Source organism: Cryobacterium algoricola, assembly GCF_004402485.1.
Classification (GTDB): Bacteria; Actinomycetota; Actinomycetes; order Actinomycetales; family Microbacteriaceae; genus Cryobacterium; species Cryobacterium algoricola.
Map to the genome: position 1 here is coordinate 53,916 of NZ_SOFG01000015.1, position 18,544 is coordinate 72,459.

12 protein-coding genes are annotated in these 18,544 nt (G+C 69.0%); 5 read left to right on the forward strand and 7 right to left on the reverse strand.

Features of this window, described 5'->3' with window-relative positions:
• Positions 1-15 precede the first annotated feature (15 nt).
• Both E3O44_RS12305 and E3O44_RS12310 read right to left on the reverse strand, forming a co-directional pair.
• Complete coding sequence (locus tag E3O44_RS12305) at positions 16-1,416, reverse strand: multicopper oxidase domain-containing protein (protein ID WP_166792643.1); 1,401 nt, start codon at positions 1,414-1,416, stop codon at positions 16-18.
• Positions 1,406-8,074, reverse strand: coding sequence for an SdrD B-like domain-containing protein (locus E3O44_RS12310; protein ID WP_134535071.1), 6,669 nt, complete (start codon positions 8,072-8,074; stop codon positions 1,406-1,408). Before E3O44_RS12310 ends, E3O44_RS12305 begins: the two co-directional genes overlap by 11 nt.
• A gap of 332 nt (positions 8,075-8,406) precedes the next feature.
• Between E3O44_RS12310 and E3O44_RS12320 the strand changes: the two genes are divergently transcribed.
• Together E3O44_RS12320 and E3O44_RS12325 are read left to right on the forward strand one after the other, a co-directional pair.
• A complete protein-coding gene (locus tag E3O44_RS12320; protein ID WP_166792644.1) occupies positions 8,407-10,095 on the forward strand; it encodes a M23 family metallopeptidase in 1,689 nt (562 codons plus the stop codon).
• Positions 10,096-10,309: 214 nt separating this feature from the next.
• Positions 10,310-11,338, forward strand: a complete 1,029-nt coding sequence (locus tag E3O44_RS12325) for an ice-binding family protein (protein ID WP_194088621.1) — start codon at positions 10,310-10,312, stop codon at positions 11,336-11,338.
• A gap of 108 nt (positions 11,339-11,446) precedes the next feature.
• Here E3O44_RS12325 and E3O44_RS12330 read toward each other — a convergent pair whose 3' ends face one another.
• Positions 11,447-12,382: a 5'-3' exonuclease gene (locus E3O44_RS12330; RefSeq protein WP_134535092.1), complete on the reverse strand. Its 936-nt coding sequence runs from the start codon at positions 12,380-12,382 to the stop codon at positions 11,447-11,449.
• A 132-nt stretch (positions 12,383-12,514) separates the two neighbouring features.
• Between E3O44_RS12330 and E3O44_RS12335 the strand changes: the two genes are divergently transcribed.
• Together E3O44_RS12335 and E3O44_RS12340 are read left to right on the forward strand one after the other, a co-directional pair.
• Entirely contained in the window at positions 12,515-12,889 is a 375-nt protein-coding gene (locus tag E3O44_RS12335) for an ArsR/SmtB family transcription factor (protein WP_134535074.1), read from the forward strand.
• A 10-nt stretch (positions 12,890-12,899) separates the two neighbouring features.
• Positions 12,900-13,133, forward strand: a complete 234-nt coding sequence (locus tag E3O44_RS12340; protein ID WP_134535075.1) for a hypothetical protein — start codon at positions 12,900-12,902, stop codon at positions 13,131-13,133.
• A gap of 34 nt (positions 13,134-13,167) precedes the next feature.
• Here the strand turns inward: E3O44_RS12340 and E3O44_RS12345 are convergent, their stop codons facing one another.
• The 3 genes from E3O44_RS12345 to E3O44_RS12355 all read right to left on the reverse strand — a co-directional run bounded on the left by E3O44_RS12345 (position 13,168) and on the right by E3O44_RS12355 (position 15,627).
• A complete protein-coding gene (locus E3O44_RS12345) occupies positions 13,168-14,271 on the reverse strand; it encodes an acyl-CoA dehydrogenase family protein (RefSeq protein ID WP_134535076.1) in 1,104 nt (367 codons plus the stop codon).
• A 185-nt stretch (positions 14,272-14,456) separates the two neighbouring features.
• The gene (locus E3O44_RS12350; protein WP_134535077.1) at positions 14,457-14,969 is read right to left on the reverse strand and encodes a Dps family protein; all 513 of its coding nucleotides are present in this window, start codon (positions 14,967-14,969) and stop codon (positions 14,457-14,459) included.
• 139 nt (positions 14,970-15,108) lie between these two features.
• Positions 15,109-15,627 carry an NUDIX hydrolase gene (locus E3O44_RS12355; protein WP_134535078.1) on the reverse strand — a complete coding sequence of 173 codons (519 nt, stop codon included), beginning with the start codon at positions 15,625-15,627 and terminating at the stop codon, positions 15,109-15,111.
• A gap of 282 nt (positions 15,628-15,909) precedes the next feature.
• Between E3O44_RS12355 and E3O44_RS12360 the strand changes: the two genes are divergently transcribed.
• Positions 15,910-16,608 (forward strand): DUF4232 domain-containing protein, encoded by a 699-nt coding sequence (locus E3O44_RS12360; RefSeq protein ID WP_134535079.1) that lies wholly within the window; start codon positions 15,910-15,912, stop codon positions 16,606-16,608.
• Positions 16,609-16,813: 205 nt separating this feature from the next.
• On the opposite strand, the gene E3O44_RS12365 is transcribed toward E3O44_RS12360, so the two are convergent.
• Complete coding sequence (locus E3O44_RS12365) at positions 16,814-18,454, reverse strand: NAD-dependent malic enzyme (protein ID WP_134535080.1); 1,641 nt, start codon at positions 18,452-18,454, stop codon at positions 16,814-16,816.
• Positions 18,455-18,544: the final 90 nt, after the last annotated feature.

Here is an 18,544-nt window from a genome sequence, read left to right on the forward strand (position 1 = left end):
CTCTCATCATGGCTCTCAGACTCCCCAGTCGTTCGGATAGGCCTGCGCGCGGAGGCCGCCGGGCGCGTACACGCGGATCTCGGTGGCCTGGCCACCCATTCCGCCCGGGGCCAGGTTGTTCGTCGCGGGGTAGTTGCGGTTGTAGAGCATGTAGGTGTCGAAGCCCGGCCCGGTGTGCGCGGGTGCGGTGAAGACCACGTCGAAGCTCTCGCCGGGGCCGATGCTGATCGTCTCGGTCTCATAGGACGTGTCGGTGCCGTCGCGTCCCCGCATCGGGGTGGCATCGCGGCCGACCACGCGCATCCGGATCCCGGCCAGGGTCATCGCCTGCTCCCGGAATCCGAGGTTCGCGAACCGGAGGGCGACCGTCTCGCCGGCGTTGCAGGTCACGAGCGACGACTGCGGTTGGTACTGCAGCTCGGGATGCCCGTCGGGGGCGACGAGGTCGCCGGAAACCGGGTCGGTCTGCACCGCGAGGGCGTGAATGGATGCTGCCGCATCGATCGGCGCATTGGGGGCGATGGTGTCCGGGTAGACCCGTCCGTTGAGGAGGCCGAAGTCGGCCCGGTAGTCGCTCCACTGCGGCAGCTGGATATGAGCATCCGCCCAGTGCGCCTCGGCCCACACCTCCGACAGGAACATCGCAAACTCGCGGTCGTAGCCGGTGGAGCCGTCCCCGTCGTTGTAGATGAACTGGGTGTGCCCGCCGATGTTCTGACCGTCCTGCAGGGGACGGACGAATACCAGACCGGTCATGCCCATCTGGACGTGCTCGACATCCTCGACGTGGCAGTGGAACATGTAGGTCCCCGGCTCGCGCGGACGGTACACGTAGGAGAAGACCCGCCCGGTCCGCACGGCCACCGACCCGGACGGTTCACCGTCGAAGAACGGGATCACGTTGCGGAACCCATGCCAGTGCAGGGTATGGGCGTCGAACAGGTCCGGCCGCAACGCCAGACCGAGGTTGGTCAGCTGCACGGTGAAATCGACCGGGTGGGCAGGGTCGAATTGCTTCGTCCAGAACATCGGTGCGGAGTGCTGGGCCTTGTTCTTCTGGTTCGTCAACTGGGTGTCGCCCAGGCCCGTGACGTTGCGGAACCCGAAGATGTAGGTCGTGAACGGGTCCGGCGCGAGCACGTCGGGGTGGAACGGCGGGATGGCCGGGGTCTTCGGGAGGAAGATCCACCCGTCTGTCCCGGCCAGGTAGAGGTCGGGATCCCCGATGGCCGCGATTGCGGCCTCGGGAAGCAGGACGTTGCCCGCCCAGACGCCGGTCCCGACGATGGCCACCGCGCCGCCGGCGAACTTGAGGAGGTCGCGTCGGCTGAAAGGCTGTTTGAAGATCATTCCCGTATCTCCCTTGGGATCGGAGGTGCCGTTGCGGTGTGCCTGGTCGATCGGGTCAGGGGACATCGAAGGCATCCACGTTGAAGTCGCCGTTGCCACCGAGGCCGTGTGCGGTGCCGTCGAAGTAGACCGACCAGACGCCGTTGTTGTAGTAGACGACGTCTTCGTCCTGAATCGCCCCCAGCGTCGGCACGGTCGTGTTGGCGGCGCTGAACGAGACGTAGAAGTGGGTGGCGTCCACCCGCACAAAGCCGTCGATGTCGGTGTTGGTCGGCAGGTTGTATGGCGCGGCGCTTCTGTCGATCACCCTGCTGTATGCGGTGCCGTTCCAGCTGTAGATGTCGCCGTTGTCTGCGGAACCTCCGACGCCTGGCGGGTTCGCGTTGCCCACCGTGGAGAAGTACAGAATTCCGCTGACGACGCTGATCGCATCCAGATCGAGGTTGTCGTTGCCGCCGAGGCCGTGGACACTGCCGTCGAAGTAGAGCGACCAGGTGCCCGCGTTGAAGTAGACGACGTCCTCGTCCTGCACGTTCCCGAGGCCGGGCACGGTGACCTGCCCGGTGAAGGAGAGATAGAAGTGGGTGTCGTCGACCCGGTCGTAGCCGTCGACATTGGCACCGGTCGGCAACCCGTATGGCGCGGTCGTCACGTCATGGACCCGACCGAAGGTGCTGCCGGTCCAGCGGTAGATGTCCGCGTCGTCCGCCGTGCCACCGACGCCGGGCGGATTGCTGTTCCCTTGCGTCGAGAAGTACAGGGACTGGCCGGCCGGTGGCGGAGGCGGAGGAAGGGCACCGGTGGCGAACGAGATCGCGTCCAGGTCGAGGTTGGCCGAGGCGTCGAGGCCGTGGGCGCCGCCGTTGAAGTAGATCGACCAGGCGCCGTCGAAGTAGACCACGTCCTCGTCGTCCACCGCGCCGACGCCCGGAACGGTGGTGGTCGTGTTACTGAACGACAGGTAGAAGTGGGTGGCGTCCTTCCAGATGAGGCCGTCGACGTTGGGGTTGGTCGCGCCGGTGGCCGACCCGCTGTTCGGCAGGTTGGTCGGCGCGGCCGTGGCATCCAGGACGCGAACGTAGGAGCTGCCACCGTTCCAGCGGTAGACGTCGGCGTTGTCACCGGTGCCGCCCGCGCCCGGAGGTACGGCCGCGTTGTTCGTGGTGAAGAACAGCGTGTTCCCGACGACACTGATCGCGCCCATGTCGATGGCGCCCAGGAGCCCGTTTGCGCTGCCGTCGAACCACAACGACCACGAGCTGCCGTCGAAGTACACGACGTCCTCGTCGGCCACGGTGCCGATCCCGGGGAGGGTGACGTTCCCGGCGAACGAGGCGTAGAAGTGCGTGGCATCCACTCGGGAAAAACCGTCCGTGTCGGCACTGCTCGGGACGTTGTACGGCGCGGCGGTCATATCGATCGACCGGCTGAATGCGGTGCCGTTCCAGACGTGGATGTCGGCGTCGTCAGCGGTGCCGGACACGCCGGGCGGGTTGGTGTTTCCCGTTGTCGAGAAGTACAGGTCCGAGGCCGGCGGAGGCGTTGTCGTCGCGCCGAACTCGTCTGCGCCACTGTCGAAGCCGCCCAGTGCCGGCCGGGCCTGGTTGTCGAAGTCCGTGGCCGGCGCGTTCACGCCGGCGGTGCTCGCCGCGCCCAGGTTGCAGGCAGGCGTTCCGGGGCAGGCGCTCAGGTGGTAATTGCCGAGCAGGTTCGGCGGCGCTTGCAGGGTGACGAGCGTGGCGTCCACGAACGCCGGGTTCTGTCGCCAGGTCGCGAAGGAAACGGAGACGTCATACGTCGAGACCACTGCCGGGTCGGCAGAGCTGTTCGTCGGACTGGTCGTGTACGCGTGGGACGCTGAGCTCTGCTGGACGACCGAGTTGGTCGGGGCGAGCACCCCGGTGCCGTCGGCCACACCGAGATCCCAGTTGTTGATGTCCGCTGCGCCGGTCAGGCCGATGCCGGTGACTGTGGTTCCGGCCCGGGTGCCGGCCCGGTTGTCCCAGAAGATGTTGTTGAACGACACCGGATTGCTGAAGGTCGGCGAGCCGGCAGGCAGCGTGGCCTGCAGCTGGTCGCTGTTGGCCGAGGTCGCCAGGCCGGCGGGGGCCGGTTGGCCGTCCGACGTGACCGCTGTGGCCGTCGTCAGGTTCTTCATGATCGTGTTGTTGTAAACCCGTACGTTCGGGGCATCGTTGATGCCGATGCCGCCGCCCTCGTGGGTGGACACGTTGTTGACGATCATGTTGTTGTAGACATTCATCGGGAAGTTGCCGGCCATCAGGAAACGGATGCCGCCACCGTCGTCATTGGCCATGTTGGCCTGGATCTGGTTGGCATAGATGTCTACCGGACCGGAGCCGGGCGAGAGTGCACCGACCGTTGCCGGCAGCTGCCCGGCGATCATGATCGCTCCGCCCTCGTCGTTGGACGAGTTGAAATAGATGCGGTTGTGGTGGATCTTGCCGCCCGGGCTCAGGCCGTAGGCGCTCAGCCCGCCGCCATACTCCAGCGAGAAGTTGCCGCAGATGTCGTTGCCGGATACTTCGTAGCCGTCGGCGCCCGCGAAGAGGCCGATGCCGCCTGCCAGGTTGGTTCCGGCGTTGGCGATGACGCGGTTGTTGGCGATCCGCACGTTCTCGTTGTGGTTGCTCGTGTTCGGTGCGGCCAGGTCGGGCGTGCCGATCCGGATGGTCCCGTAGCCGCCGCCGTTGTTCTGCACCACGTTGTTGGTGATCTGCAGGGAGCGGGCGTACGCGTTGGCGAAGATCGCTCCGCCCTGCGTGGTGATGTTCGGCGGCAGGCCCGTCGGACCCCCGGTGAGGGCGTCGATGTTGCCGGGGAAGCCCACCTGGTCGCCGCCGCGGATGTCGAAGCCGTCGATGGCCGCCGTGAATCCACTGGTGAACTGGCGGGCCGCACCGGGTGCCGTCGTGGCGTTCGCCGACGCCAGAACGTAGATCGCTTCGCCGTCGTTCACCGCCTGGTTACCGTCCCAGGTCAGGCCGCCGACCTTGGCGAACCAGGCCGTGGCCAGGGCGGTGTCTCCGCCGAACGCGCCGGCGTCGATGATCGATCCCGGCACGAAGGTGGTGCCCTGGAAACCGCCGGACCCGACGCCCTGCAGCTTGACCGGAGAGGCCATGACCAGGTTCTCGTAATATGCGCCGCGGGGGTTGGCCGCGGTGGGCGTTGCCGGGTACACGATGACCAGGTCGTCGCCGTTGTTGGCGAACGCCGCGTCGAGTGCGGCCTGGATCGTTGTGTGGGTGCGGCCGGGGCCGACCTCTCGAACGGCAGGGTTGTAGCCGGTTCCGAGCACGTGGAAGCTGAGCCCGTTGACGGTGCTTTGCCCGTTGCCCGAAGTGATCGTGAGCTGTTGCGCCCCGACCGGGGCCGTCGCCGGCACGCTGGCCGTGATCGACGTGTCGCTCCAGGCGGTGACGTCGAGCGTTGTCGAGCCCAGATTGACGTGACCGGTGCCCTGGGCCGAGCCCAAGCCGGTACCGGCGATGGTGAAGGAGCGGCTGCCCGTTGCGGCCACGTACGGTTGCGACACGCTCAGCAGCTGCGGTGTGGCGGTGTCGAGGGCGCAGGTCACCGCCGTGTTGACCCCGGTGGTCGGGGACCCGACATACACGCCGACCTGGGTCGGGGCGAGGTCGGTCGGAATGGTCACGCCGGGGAATGCCTCGAACTCGGTCGCGATCGAGCGATATCGCGGGTTGTAGTTTGCGTTCAGATGCCCGGGGACACCGGGGTCGTTGCCCACGAAACGGTACATGTTGGCGCAGACACCCGAGGGGGTCGGGCAACTGATGTGGTTCGTCGAGGGCAGCAGCACATCGTACGCGCCGTTGAAATCGGACTCGACGGTCGTAACCAGCCGGTTGGCGAAGTCATAGATCCCGACCGGGGCGAAGGCCACACCCGTCTTCTCACCGAAGAGTGTGGACCGCGGGTCGGTGGAGAAGTTGATGTCGTCCACGATCAGGCCGCGCAGACGGGCCGGGACGGGGACATCCGTGAAGATGTTGAACATGGGCACGACCGACTTACCGTTGTTCACCCGCACGAGTTTGGTGTCGCAGGTCGGCTTGGCTGCGCCTTCATAGGGCGACCCGCCGATGCCCAGGAACGTGGGGTTCGAGACTGCTGTCGAGGCCGGTACGGTGACGCCGACGGGGACCCCGTTGGTACCGTCGCCGACCACTGCGGGGTAGTTGTCCGTCTTGCTGCCCGCGAGGTCGACGGTGTGGAGCGTTCCCGCGCAGGCCGGCGGCGGCACCTGCGGAACGATCTGATCGCCGTTCGCGATGTTGATGTCCGTCTCGCTGGTGACCTTGTACAGGGGGTCGCCGGTGGCATCCTGCGGGATCGCGATCTTGACCAGATAGTCGCCGCTTCCGAGCGGCTGGAAGGTACCGCCGTCGCACACGGGGTTGGCCGGATCTGTGGCGATCACCGTTCCCGTGCAGGCGTCGGCGAAGCCGTAGTTGCCGTCCACGGCCGCACCGAAGTTCGCCGCCGGTGTGCCCTGGTCGGTCGGGTACGGCCCGAACTGGACGCCCTGGATGAAGCTCGAGATGCACTCTCCCGATGTCTCCTGGTTCGGCGCGAGCACGTTCTCGTCGAAGGCCGCCGAGTTGTCTGCGGCGTGGACGAGAGGCTTGCCATCGACATCCCGGGCCACGCAGCCGGTCGGGCGGCTCCAGTGTTCCGAGAGGTAGGTGTTCAACAGCTTTCCCTTGGCCAACGACCCGTCCGGCGCGAGTTCGAACGCGTCGTTCGTGCCCCCACACGGCGCGGTCGTCGTGCCGCAGTCGACTGTCGACCAGAGCTCGACCGGCACGTCGGAGACACCCGGCTGCCAGTCCTCGGATGCGGCATATTGCGGGTCGAGCTCATTGCGGGTCGTGTCGTAGCTGACCGAGCCGACGATGCCGCCATTGCGGGGGTCGATGCCGTTGGCGCCTGTCGAATCGTAGGAGTGTACGCCCCAGTCCATCGTGCCGCCGAGGCCGATGATGCTGAGCACGCTGACGTCGACGCCGGCGCCCTTCACCGTGGTCGGGGTCGGCTGGTTGTCGGCCTGGTACGTGACACCGGTCGTGTAAAAGGAGTTGTTGAAGTTCTCCATGACGGTCCACTCGCTGAGAGGGTATGCGCTCTCGAAGTGGTAGTAGCCGGTGCTGTCGGTGGTGACGAGGTTCGTCCCTCTGTCCATCAGCGAGTTGTCCTGCTTGCGCATGGTCAGCGTGAAGTTGGGCATGCCGGTCTCGCCCGGGTCCTTCACACCGTTGCGGTTGGTGTCGTTGAAGACGTACCCGTCGTATTCGGTCCACCAGCCACTGTCCGGCAGATTGCCCATCTTCACCGTCTCGCCGTTCTTCACGGTCACATTGACCGAGTCGAGGAAGTGGTTCTGCGGCTCGTCCCACCAGCTCAGGCTGTAGTTGCCGTCGGGCACGCCCGAGATGTCGAAGGTGCCGTCCGTGCCGCCGTGACCCACCCAGACTGCCTGGTCGCCGGCCTGCAGGTCGCTGAGCGAGAGCCACGGGTTGACGATCGGCTTGCCCATCTTGCTCCCGGTCAGACCGAGCCAGTGGTTGTAGTCGCCGCCCTTGGGCGGGCTGTACTGCTTGACGTTGACGACCGCGCCTGTAATGTGACCCGAGCCTGCGGTCAGGGTGTTCGTGGGCTTCACGAATCCGAAGATCGGCCCGGGTACGGGTTCGCCGGCCAACAGGGCCTCGGTGTCATATCCGGTGCTGCCCTCCATCACCCAGGCGTCGAAGTCATGGTTTCCTTCAAGGGTCGTGGTCTGGATCCAGGTCTGGTTGGGCGGGGCCGAGGCAGTGAGCGCGTAGCGGTTGCTCCCGAGGTGGGGCATGGTCAGGATGCCGTCGGCATTGCTGACACAGTGGCCGCCTGACCCCGGGATCGGCACGGGGAGCATGCCCGCGTCGAGGCTGGCCACCGGGATCACGTGGCTGATCGGGTCCTCACCCTGGTACACGGTGCACAGGGGGTTGCCATACACGTCGGTCTGTACCTCGCCGAGAGTGTCGGCGATGTGGCCGGTGAAGCCGGCCAGGCCCGGCTCACCCTGGTCGAGGGTTCCGTTGGTCGTCGCGCTGTCCTGGAAGATCTGCGCCCGGAGCGTCGAGTCGGGAAGGGGGGTCGGCTGCAGTTCGACCGTGACGAGACCCGGGTCGGGAAGCGGCACGGTGAAGTGCGCGCCGTCGATCTTGTAGCCGTCGGAGAGCACAGAGATCAGATAACGCCCGTTCGGGAGGGTGAGACCGCCGGCGAAGTCGGACTGGTCGCCCTGGCGCACGATCGGACTCGTGCTGTGCGGAGTCTCCCTGATCGATGTCCACTCGCAGGAGCCCGGATACCCGGTGTCGAGGGTGTTGCAGCCGGAACCGAGCGCCGGACTCCGCTGGGCGGTCGTCCCGGTGTTGTCCTCGTTGACCATGTAGGTGAAGTTGGGGATGGCGGCACCCTTGGCGACTCCGGCACCCGAGAAGGCACGGGGCTCCGTGCGGGCGCTGATCACGTTCAGCGTCAGGCTGCTCGTCGTCGCGGCCTGGGCGGGCAGCGCGGGCGGGGCCGAGAGCATCGCTATCGGCATGACCACCGCGGCGGCGGCGATCACAATCCGCTGCCACAGAGGCCGCCGTAACGAAGTGAACCCGGACGAGTCTCTCGTCGCTTCCATGGTGACCTCCAACGTCTGGAAGGCTCCATGCTGGTCGGACGCGACCTGCCGACCAAGCCGCACCTGAGGGATGCCCTCCTCCCCAAAATTGGGGGGCGAGCGTCACTGCACCCCCCGAATTGGGTGGTCGAGCACCCCAACGTGAGGCTTGTCCGCCCGGAGTGCCGTGGTCACGATGGGAGCCCATCCTCGATGGGAGCCCATCCTGCCCGGAGGCCGGCGTGGCACGCCTCGTGCCGCGCTTGTCACCCGGGCCGGCCCATGTCACGATGGCCGGGCATTGACCCGGTCGATCTGCCCATCCATCACCCGAAGCTGGATTGCTGAGACTCATGAGTGCACCCCGAGGTGTCCGTCGGATCAGTCGCCGTGCGCGCATTCGCCCGGCCTCCCGACTGGTGCCTCCGCTCGCGACGATCGTGATCGTCGCGCTCGTGATCGCGGGGATGCCGACGTCGGCACAGGCGGACGCCATGCAGCCCGCAGACCAGCCGGTTCCGGTCGCAACGACCGTCCCCACGCCGGATCCGGCACCGACGCCCGTACCCGATCCACTGCCCGCGCCCGTGCCCGTGCCCGTGCCCGTGCCCGTGCCCGTGCCCGTACCCGATCCAACGTCCACGGCGACGACGACACCGACGACGACGGAACCCGCACCCACCCAGGCGCCGTCGCCGGCGCCCGACCCTACGACGGCCCCGGAGCCCACACCTACTCCACTTCCCACCCCGACGCCGACTCCGACTCCGACGACGACTCCGACTCCGACCACGGCCCCGGATCCCACGCCCAGCACTCTTCCCACGCCGACGCCGACTGAGACCCCGACGGCGACAGCGACAGCGACTCCGGAACCCACGCCCACAGTGTCGCCGACCCCGACTGCCCCGGTCATAGTCGCGCCGGAACCCCTGCAGGCCTTCGGCCCCCGGGCATCCGTCGTGTCGTCGGCCGTTCGACAGGCAGCCGCTGCCGCCCGCGCCGCCGACTCCACGAGAGCACTGACGGAACAAGCGTCCGCCCGCCGCGCCGCCGCAGTCGCGGCCGCCCAGTCCCGCCTGCGCGCGGCGGAGATCAGCCTGGCTGCGGCGAAGCTCGCAGACGCCTCCGCCCACGCCGACTACGCGGCCGCCGTCAGCCGGGCCGACCTCGTGCATGCGCTGAGGCAACGGGCCGGAGTCACCGCCGAGGCATCCCGCCGAGTGCTGGCGACCCTGATTCGCGGCCTGATGCAACAGTCCGGCAACAGCACCCTCGACGTGCTGCTCGACGACAGGGTCGACCACGACCTGTTGTTCCAGCTCGGCACACTGGATACCCTGTCCAGGCTGACCGCGAATCTCGACGACGTGCGCACGCGAGTCGCTGCGGACGTGAGTCGGGAGCAGGCGCTCGAGAAGCAGGATGTCGCAGCCCAGGACGCCATCGCCGCGGTCCCCGTTTCCGCCGCCCGCACGGCGGTCGCGGCGGCGCAACACGAGATCGATGCCGCATCCGCCGCCCTCGCCGACCTTGCCCGGTCAGCTCCGGCCGCCACAGCTGCGAGCGAAGTGCACCCGTTCCCTGCACCCCCACCAGTCACAGACAGCGGGCGTCTGAGCGGACAGGGCTGGACGGCACCGGCCACCGGGCGCATCACCGATGAGTTCGGTCCGCGTCTCGTGCACCCTGTTGCCGGGGTCGGTGACTTCCACCGGGGGACGGACATCGGCGCCGGGTGCGACGCGGCCATCTATGCGGCGGCCGACGGAGTCGTCGAGGCCGCCGGCGTGCTGGGCACCTACGGCAACTGGATCTTGATCGACCACGGAAGCGGCGTCGCAACGGGCTACGCGCACATCGCCCCCGGGGAGACCCTGGTCAGCGTCGGTGAACGCGTTGTGGCCGGCCAGGTGATCGCCGGGGTCGGGAACACCGGCGCCTCGACCGGCTGCCACCTGCACTTCGAGGTCAGGATCGACGGGACCGCCGTCGACGCCGTCCCGTTCCTGGCCCTCCGCGGCGTGAACCTCGGCACCTGAACCGCACTCGCTCGCGATCAGGACCGCCGCCGGATCGCTCGACCGCTGCGCGCCTGACCGGGGAATCGTCTGAACGAACCAATAAGTTGTATACAAAATCTGAGGGTTCCTCTAGGGTGAAACCGGAAGTAGACGGGAGGGAATGGCCCTCCCGCCCTCCCGCGCACCTGCATAGCAGGATAGGGCAGTGGCTTCCTTTCTCTTGGGGGCCCCCATGCACCTGCGTAACCTGAAATCATCTCCGCGGCGGATACTCGTGACGGGTGCCGCCTTCGCCCTCGGCGTTCTGCTCGCGACCGGCGGGGCCGGTGCAGCGCAGGCCGCCGGCTCAGTGCAGGCCGTCATCGGCCTCGGCACCCTGGACAGCTTCGAAGTGCTCGGCCACACGACAGTCACCAATACGGGCGCGACCACGATCACGAACGGTGACCTCGGCCTCAGCCCGGGAACCTCCGTCACCGGGATCGCCCCGGTCACGATCGCCAACGGCGTGGTCCACGCCACGGATGCCCAGGCCGAGCTCGCGCAGGCCGACCTGACCACGGCCTTCAACGATGCGGCCAGCCGGGTGCCCGACGTCTCCAATCTGAACGACCTCGCCGGCCAGACCCTCGCTCCCGGCGTCTACGCCGGCGGAGCGCTCTCCCTCAGTGGCACGGTCACCCTGGCCGGTAGCGCAAGCTCGGTCTTCATCTTTCAGGCCGCGAGCACGTTGATCACCGCATCGTCGAGCACCGTCGCCTTCTCCGGCGGCGCGAATGCATGCAACGTGTTCTGGCAGGTGGGCAGCTCGGCAACGCTCGGCAGCAACTCGGTCTTCGCCGGCACGATTCTCGCCCAGACCTCGATCACCGCCGAGACCGGCGCCACGGTCGCGGGCCGACTTCTCGCGAGCACCGGTGCCGTCACCCTGGATTCCAACGTGATCACCCGGCCCAGCGACTGTGCGGCGCGCACCGCGATCGTCGCGAGCACGCCGACGGCGGCGCAGACCGCGGCCGCCGCAGCAGCTGCGCAGGCCGCTGCCGAGGCCGCCGCCGCTGAAGCCGCCGCCAAGGCCGCCGCCACGGCCACACCGACGCCCTCGGCCACGACCCCGTCCAGCACGACCGGGCCCGCCACGGAGCTTGCCGCGACCGGAATCGACATCGCCCCCGTTCTGTTCGGAACCGCAGTGCTGCTCGGCATCGGACTCCTGCTCGTCCTGGTCGGGCGTTCACGGCGAGCGCGCCAACGCCGCTGACGGGAAACACCGCGGCGACCCGGAGCGTTCGTCCGGCGCCGTGCGCGACAGCGGATGCCCGGGCATTCCGACCCGGGACCGCTCGCCCGGGACCGGCGCTCACGGCCGTCAGGTGCGGGCGAGGAGGGCGGCGCGAACGCGCTTCATCGAGGAGTCGAGGCCCCATTCGGCGGAGATCCGGTCGAGGTCGGCATCCTGCTCGGGGGTGGCCGGGCGAATGCGGGCGTCGAACGTCGGCAGAACCAGCTCGCGCACGACATTCACGACCGTCGGGGCGACCGTGAGGTAACCCGCGGCGGCGCGGATCTTCGCGCGCACCCCCGCGGCCATGACCGAGGTCGGGTCGGCCGCTGCGGCGACGATCCCGTCGAGGTCGCCGAAGTCCGCGAGCAGGGTGGCCGCGGTCTTCTCGCCCACACCAGCGACTCCCGGCAGGCCGTCCGAGGCGTCGCCGCGGAGGGCCGCGAAATCGGCGTACTGGGCCGGGGTCACACCGGTCTTGGCGACCAGGGCGGCATCCGTCAGGGTCTCGAGCCTGGCCATGCCGCGGCCGGTGTAGATCACCCGCACGTCGCGGGAGTCGTCGACGAGCTGGAAGAGATCCCTGTCACCGGTGACGACGTCGACGGGGATGTCCGAGTGGGAGGCGAGGGTGCCGATCACGTCGTCCGCCTCGTGCCGCGGGGCGCCGATCACGGGGATCCCGAGCGCGCCGAGCAGCTCGCGGATGATCGGAACCTGAGGACTGAGAAGGTCGGGGACGTCCTCGGTCGCTGTGGGGGCATCCGCTGGGGAGGACTCGGGCGGGTTGACTGCCGCTACCCGGTGGGTCTTGTACGTCGGGATCAGGTCAACGCGCCACTGCGGCCGCCAGTCGTCGTCCCAGCACGCCACGATCTCGGTCGGCGGGAACTCGGTGACGAGCCGGGTGATGATGTCGAGCAGCCCGCGCACGGCGTTGACCGGCTGGCCGTTCGGCGCGCGCACGGTGTCGGGCACCCCGTAGAAGGCACGGAAGTACAGGGCAGCGGTGTCGAGCAGCATCCGGCGCTCCGGTGGAGTGGTCACGGCGGAATCCTGTCACATCAGGCGGCCGTGCGTCCACCGCGCCGCCTCCGTGTGATTGACTTTCTTTCGGGTGTAAGAATATAGTTACACCCGGAAGGAGGAACCGACATGAACCTGGAACAACTCAGCGCAACCCTCTCCGCCGTGGCGAGCCCCCAGCGAATGACGATCCTCGCCGAATTGAGCACGGGCCGCGTGCACGTGAGCGAACTCGCCCGTCGGGTCGGGATGTCCAGGGCCCTGCTCTACATGCACCTCGCCAAGCTCGAGGCGGCCGGGTTCGTGAGCACGTCCCTCGAGTTGTCGCCGGAGGGCACCGCGCTCAAGCACGTCGCTCTCGAACCGTTCTCCCTCACGATCGACATCGACACCATCACCCGGGCGCTCGCGGCGACCAGCAACGCCGCGAACTCCACCGCGCCCGACGAGGCCGTCAGCACACCATCCGCCCAGACACCATCCGCCCCGACAACATCCGAGTAAAGGACGCCTCATGGACATCCCGTTCACCATCATTCCGCTGGTCGCCATCATCGGCGGCATCACCTACGCGATCCTCACCCGGTACTTCGCCTCGCGCGCCGAGATTGCCGCTTCGACGGGATCGCCCGGCCTGCAGGCCGCCCTGGCCGCGAGCAACGACCTCAACGCCCAGCTCCTCGAACGGCTGACCTCGATGGATGCCCGGCTCGGCTCGATCGAGCGGACCCTCACCGAGGTCGGCTGACCGCAGAGCGCAGGCGCGCGGGCGAGCGACACCGCTACCAGGGCGAGGGGCCGCCCCCGGGGACCGAGCCACCGTCGAGGAGCAGGGCGCCGAGCGCGGCCTCGTCGCGTTCGGCGTGGTGCTGGCGCACGTAGAGCTCGAGGTCGGCAACCCGCTGCGAGTGACGGGCCTCGAAGGCGAGCGGCCACGGGCCGAGCGCATGGCCGGCCCGCATGATGACGTCCTCGACCGAGCGCGCGACGAGGCCCCGCACCCTCGCCGCGAGGACCGCCCCCGCCTGGCCGGTCGCAGTGCCGTCGTCGATGGCCGCAGCCGCTGCCGCAAGGGCGCCGCCGCACGCGCTCAGGGCAACGTCGATCGCACCGAGGTGCGCGAGCGCGATCTGGTCCGCCGGCCAGTCCTGCGCCCCCCGGAACACCCGGCGGGCGATCCCGACCGCCCCGCCGAACCAGCAGGCGGCGACACCGATCCTGTCCCAGGCGTAACCCGGCCGGTCGAAGTACCAGTCGTCCTCGCGGATCGCGACCGCGGGCACGCCGCGGAAGTCGACCGGGCCGCTCGTGATCGAGGGAAGTCCCCGGCCGACCCAGGCGTCCTCGAGCACGGTGATTCCCGGCGCGGTGAGGTCGACGGCGAAGAGCCGCATCGAATGGCCCGAGGTGTGCGCGGTGACGAGGGCGTTGCTCAGCGAGCCCGCGAGGGAGCACCACGGCTTGAGCCCGTCGAGCCGCCAGCCCTGCTCCGACTCGATCGCATCGAGGCGGGTGCCGCGCGCTTCGGCCGCGAAGACACCCCAGCTACGGGTCCCGTCGACCTCGCCGCCGGGAAGCTGCCCCGGTTCGACGGATGCCTGGCCCAGGATCGAGAGGGCGGCGAGATGACCGTCCGTGGCACGCGCCGCAGACAGGTCCGCCGCCGACACCGTCGCGAGCGTCTCGAAGAGGCGCCGGGTATCGCCCTCGCCCGTACCGGGCAGCCGGCTCCCGAGGTGCGTCGCCAGGCGGAGGGCCCGCCCGGTGTCGCCGTTCACGAGCAGGGCCTCGTCGGCGACCACCCGGAGTTGCTCACTCGCCTCACGGTCTCCGGGCGCGGCGAGCCAGACCGGTGCGCTCTCGCTGTCGAAATTCCGCTGGTTCATCTGCGGCCTCGCCTTCTTGTGCTTGTCATCGTCGACCCGCGTGCCGGTTCCCGGCGTCCTCCTCTCGCCGCTTCCCCCGTCGCCGCGTCCCCGGGTTCGCGGCGTTCGGCGTTCCGCCCTCGCGGCCGCACCCCGTCCTGATCCTGATCCTGATCCTGATCCTGACGTGCCCGTCCGGCCAGGGGTCAGTCCGTGATCTCCGTGACCGCCCGGCCGGAGGGGCGGGTCGGCGATTTGGCGGTCGCCTTCCGCGGCAGGCGGTTCTCGGCGCTGACCATCCAGGCGTACTGTTCGAGCTTCTCGATGAAGCCGTGGAGGATGTCGGCGCTCGTCGGGTCCTCGTCGTCGACGGCGTCGTGCACCGTGCGGATGTTCTTCACCGTCGCGTCGAGCCGTTCCGTGATCATGACGACGGTCTCGGCGGTGTCGACCTCGCCCGCAGGGAACTTCGGCAGGTGGGTGTCTTTGGTGACCGTCTCGGTGCGGCCATCGGGGAGCGCGTCGAGGGCGCGCATCCGCTCGGCCAGTTCGTCGGAGAAGATGCGGGCGTCGTCGATGATTTCGTCGAGCTGCAGGTGCAGGTCGCGGAAGTTGTGGCCGACGACACTCCAATGCGCTTGCTTGCCCTGCACATGCAATTCGATGAGGTCGACGAGGACGGACTGCAGGTTGCCGCCGAGTTCTGCTGATGCCTTCATGGGTGCCCCTCTCACGCGGGAACCGTCGCCGGCGGGCTGCCGGGCGAGGGTCCCGCTCGTTTCGAACAGCACGATAGCAGGGGTGCGCAGGTCACGTCAGGCCGGGCGGATGCCCCGTTCGGGTCCGCTGCGGGGGTCGCTACTCCGGGGTGCCTACCGGGCTGTCTGCCGGGCTGTCTGCCGGGCTGTTGCGGCGGCGGAAGAGCGCGGGTCCGGCGTGGGCGAGCGCGAGCCGAAGCCGCTCGTCGTGGGTGCCCGGCAGGGGCGGGAGGGCGTCGAGGGGCCACCAGGCGGCGGCCGTGTTCTCTCCGTCGGCCGGGTGCGGTTCGCCGCTCACCCAGCGGCAGAGGAAGAGGACGTCGAGGTATTGGGCGTGATCGCCGTTCGCGTACTGAAGGGGCTCGCTGGCGAAGACGCCGACGAGAGCGTCGACCTCGGCGACGAGGCCGGACTCCTCGAGGACCTCGCGTGCCGCGGCATCCGCCGGCTCTTCACCGGGATCGACGACGCCGGCGACGTTCGACCAGTTGCCGTTGTCGGCGCGACGGACGAGGAGCGCCTCGTCGCCGCGCACAACGACCGCGGTCACGCCGATGAGCCAGAGCGGGGCGTGACCGATGCTTTTGCGCAGTTCGAGGACGAAATCAGGAGTGGCCATCCTTCGAGCCTAGCCAGTGCGGTCCCGGGCACCACGCCTCACTCGCCGCCCCGCCCTCACCCGTGCAGCATGGGGGCTAACTCAGGAAGATTTCACGTCGGCTCGAAGCGCGGGCCCGGAAACACGCGGATGTCCCAGGCAGACTCCACGGATCTCCTGAGTTAGCCACCGCGGCACCGGCTACCGGTCTGCGCAACCCCCCTCCCGCACGGAGGCCCCGCGCGAGGCTGGTGCGAGACTGGTGATGCGGCCGCTCAGACGGACCGCGACAGGGGGGGCGACATGACCAGATCACGGGTCGAGGCAGCGCGGCGGGGGACGTCGGGCGGCACCGGGCACCGAATGGCGGCGGCGCTCGGGGCAGCGGTGCTGCTCTGCACAGCGCTCTCCGCGTGCGGGACGGCGGCACCGTCGTCGACGGCCAGCACGACGGCGACGGCCCCGGCCTCGGCGACCCCGACGGCGACGGATGCCCCGACCGGCACCCCCACCCGGTCACCCGCAGCGGTCCCCACGTCCACGCCCGGCGACGACGTTCCCGTCGCCTGCCCGGCCGGTGCGCTCGGCGCGGCCCTGATCTCGCGGCCGATGGACAGCGGAATGAGCAGCTTCTTCTGGGACCTCACCCTCACCAACACCGGGTCCCAGGCCTGCACGGTGCAGGGGTACCCCGGTGTCCGGCTCGTGAACGCGGTCACGGGGGCACTGCTCGGCCCGGCCGCGGCACACGAACGCTACCCGACGGTGACGGAGGATGCCGTCGAGCTCGCTCCCGGCGCATCCGCCTACAGCCTGCTGCACCTGCACCAGGCGGGCGTCTACACCTGCACGCTCGTCGCCGTCACCGAACTCGACGTGACACCGCCCGGCACGGATGTCCCTCTCCGGGTGACGACGCCCAATCCGATCCAGGGTTGCGACGACCCACTCATCGGCCTCGTCAATGCCGGTCCGTTCGCCCCTACTTCTCTCGTCTACTAGGCGCCCACCGGACAGTCCCTGCTGGTCGCGTGCACGGGCGGTCACGGCGAACATCGGGGGCCAACTCAGGAAGACCGTGCCTCACCTGAATGCCGGGGCCCGGAATCACCCGGATGCGTGCCGGCGCCGACGCGAATTTCCTGAGTTAGCCCCCGGGTCTGCCGGAGAGTGCGGCGAGAAGGACGCGCCAGGAAGGAAAGACTAGCTAGTAGGCGGGATGCCAGGTCGCGGCGGCGACCGCGGCCTCGGGGTCAGCGATGGCGACGCCGTTGACCCCGTCGCGCACCGCCTGGGCGACCACGGCGACGGCGACGCGGCGCGAGACCTCGGGCAGATCCCGGAAGGAGGGCAGCACGGCAGCGCCCGGCCGGGTGACGTCGACCATGCCGGCGATCGCGTGGGCGGCGGCGAGGAGCATGGCCCGGTTGAGCACGGCCGCCCGGGCGACCATCGCGCCGAAGCAGATTCCCGGATACATCAGGGCGTTGTTGCCCTGGCCGATCTCGTAGTCGATCCCATCGAAACGGACGGGGGCCGAGGGGCAGCCGGTGCTGACGAGGGCGGCGCCCGCCGTCCACTCGATCACGTCGGCCGCGGTCGCCTCGGCGAGCTCGGCCGGGTTGGAGATCGGGCAGATCAGCGGACGTTCGACGTGGGCGGCCATCTCGCGCACCGCCGCCTCGGTGAAGGCGCCGAACTGGGTCGAGGTGCCGATGAGCGCGGTCGGGTGCACGGCGGCGATCACGCTCTGCAGCGAGCGCGGGTCGGCGAGCGCGGGCGCGAACGCATCCCCCGCCAGTTCCCGCGCGGGGCGGGCGTACCGCCGCTGGCCCGCGGTGAGGTCGGGCAGGCTGTCCACGATGAGTCCCTGCCGGTCCATCAGGTAGATCCGGGCCTCGGCCTCGGCGAGGGACTGTCCCCCGGTCACGACGAACTCGTCGACGATCTGGTCCGCGATGCCGATCCCGGCGGACCCGGCCCCGAAGACCAGCACGCGCTGGTCGCCCAGGGTCAGCCCGGAGATCAGCATGCTCGTGTTGAGCGCGGCGAGGATCGTGACACCGGTGCCCTGGATGTCGTCGTTGAGGGTGCAGATGCTGTCGCGATAGCGCTCGAGGATCGGCGCCGCCGTCGCACGGCCGAAGTCCTCCCAGTGCAGCAGGGCACCGGGGAAGAGTGCGAGCGAGGTCTGCACGAAGGCGTCGATGAACCCGTCGTAGTCCGCACCCCGGATGCGCGGAAACCGGTTCCCGAGGTACCGCGGGTCGGCGAGCAGGGCGGCGTTGTCGGTGCCGACGTCGATGAAGACCGGGAGGATCTGGGCGGGGTCGATGCCCGCTGCCGCGGTGTAGACGGCGACCTTGCCGGTGAGGATCTCGGCCCCGTTGACGCCCCAGTCGCCGATGCCGAGGATGCCCTCGCCGTCGGTCGCGACGATCAGGCGGATGTCCCTCCCGTTGGCGTATATCCGGAGCGCGTCCGCGATGCTCTCCGGGTCGAGTGCGGAGATGTAGGCGACATCGCTGCCCGCGTAGTAGTCGCTGTACTGCTGGATCGCCTGGGCGACGGTCGGCGCGTAGACGATCGGCAGGAATTCGACGAGGTGCCGCGACATGGCGTAGTAGAAGAGGCGCCGGTTCCGGGTGCAGACGTCCATCAGGAACAGGCGCTTCTCGAGGTCGTTCGGCCGGGCCAGGAATCGGCGGTAGAGCTGGCCCGACTGCTGCTCGATCGTCTGCACGACGTGCGGGAGCTGTCCGGTGATGCCGCCGCGCATCCGCTCGGCCCGGGTGAATGCGGTGCCCTTGTTGCGGTACGGGTCGGCGAGGATGGATAGCCCGGTCATGGAGTGCCTCTCGCGAGTTGGAGGCCGCGACGGTGTGACCGGTGTGCCGGGCCAGAGGCTGCTGCCTACCCCGCTTCACCCAGTTTAACC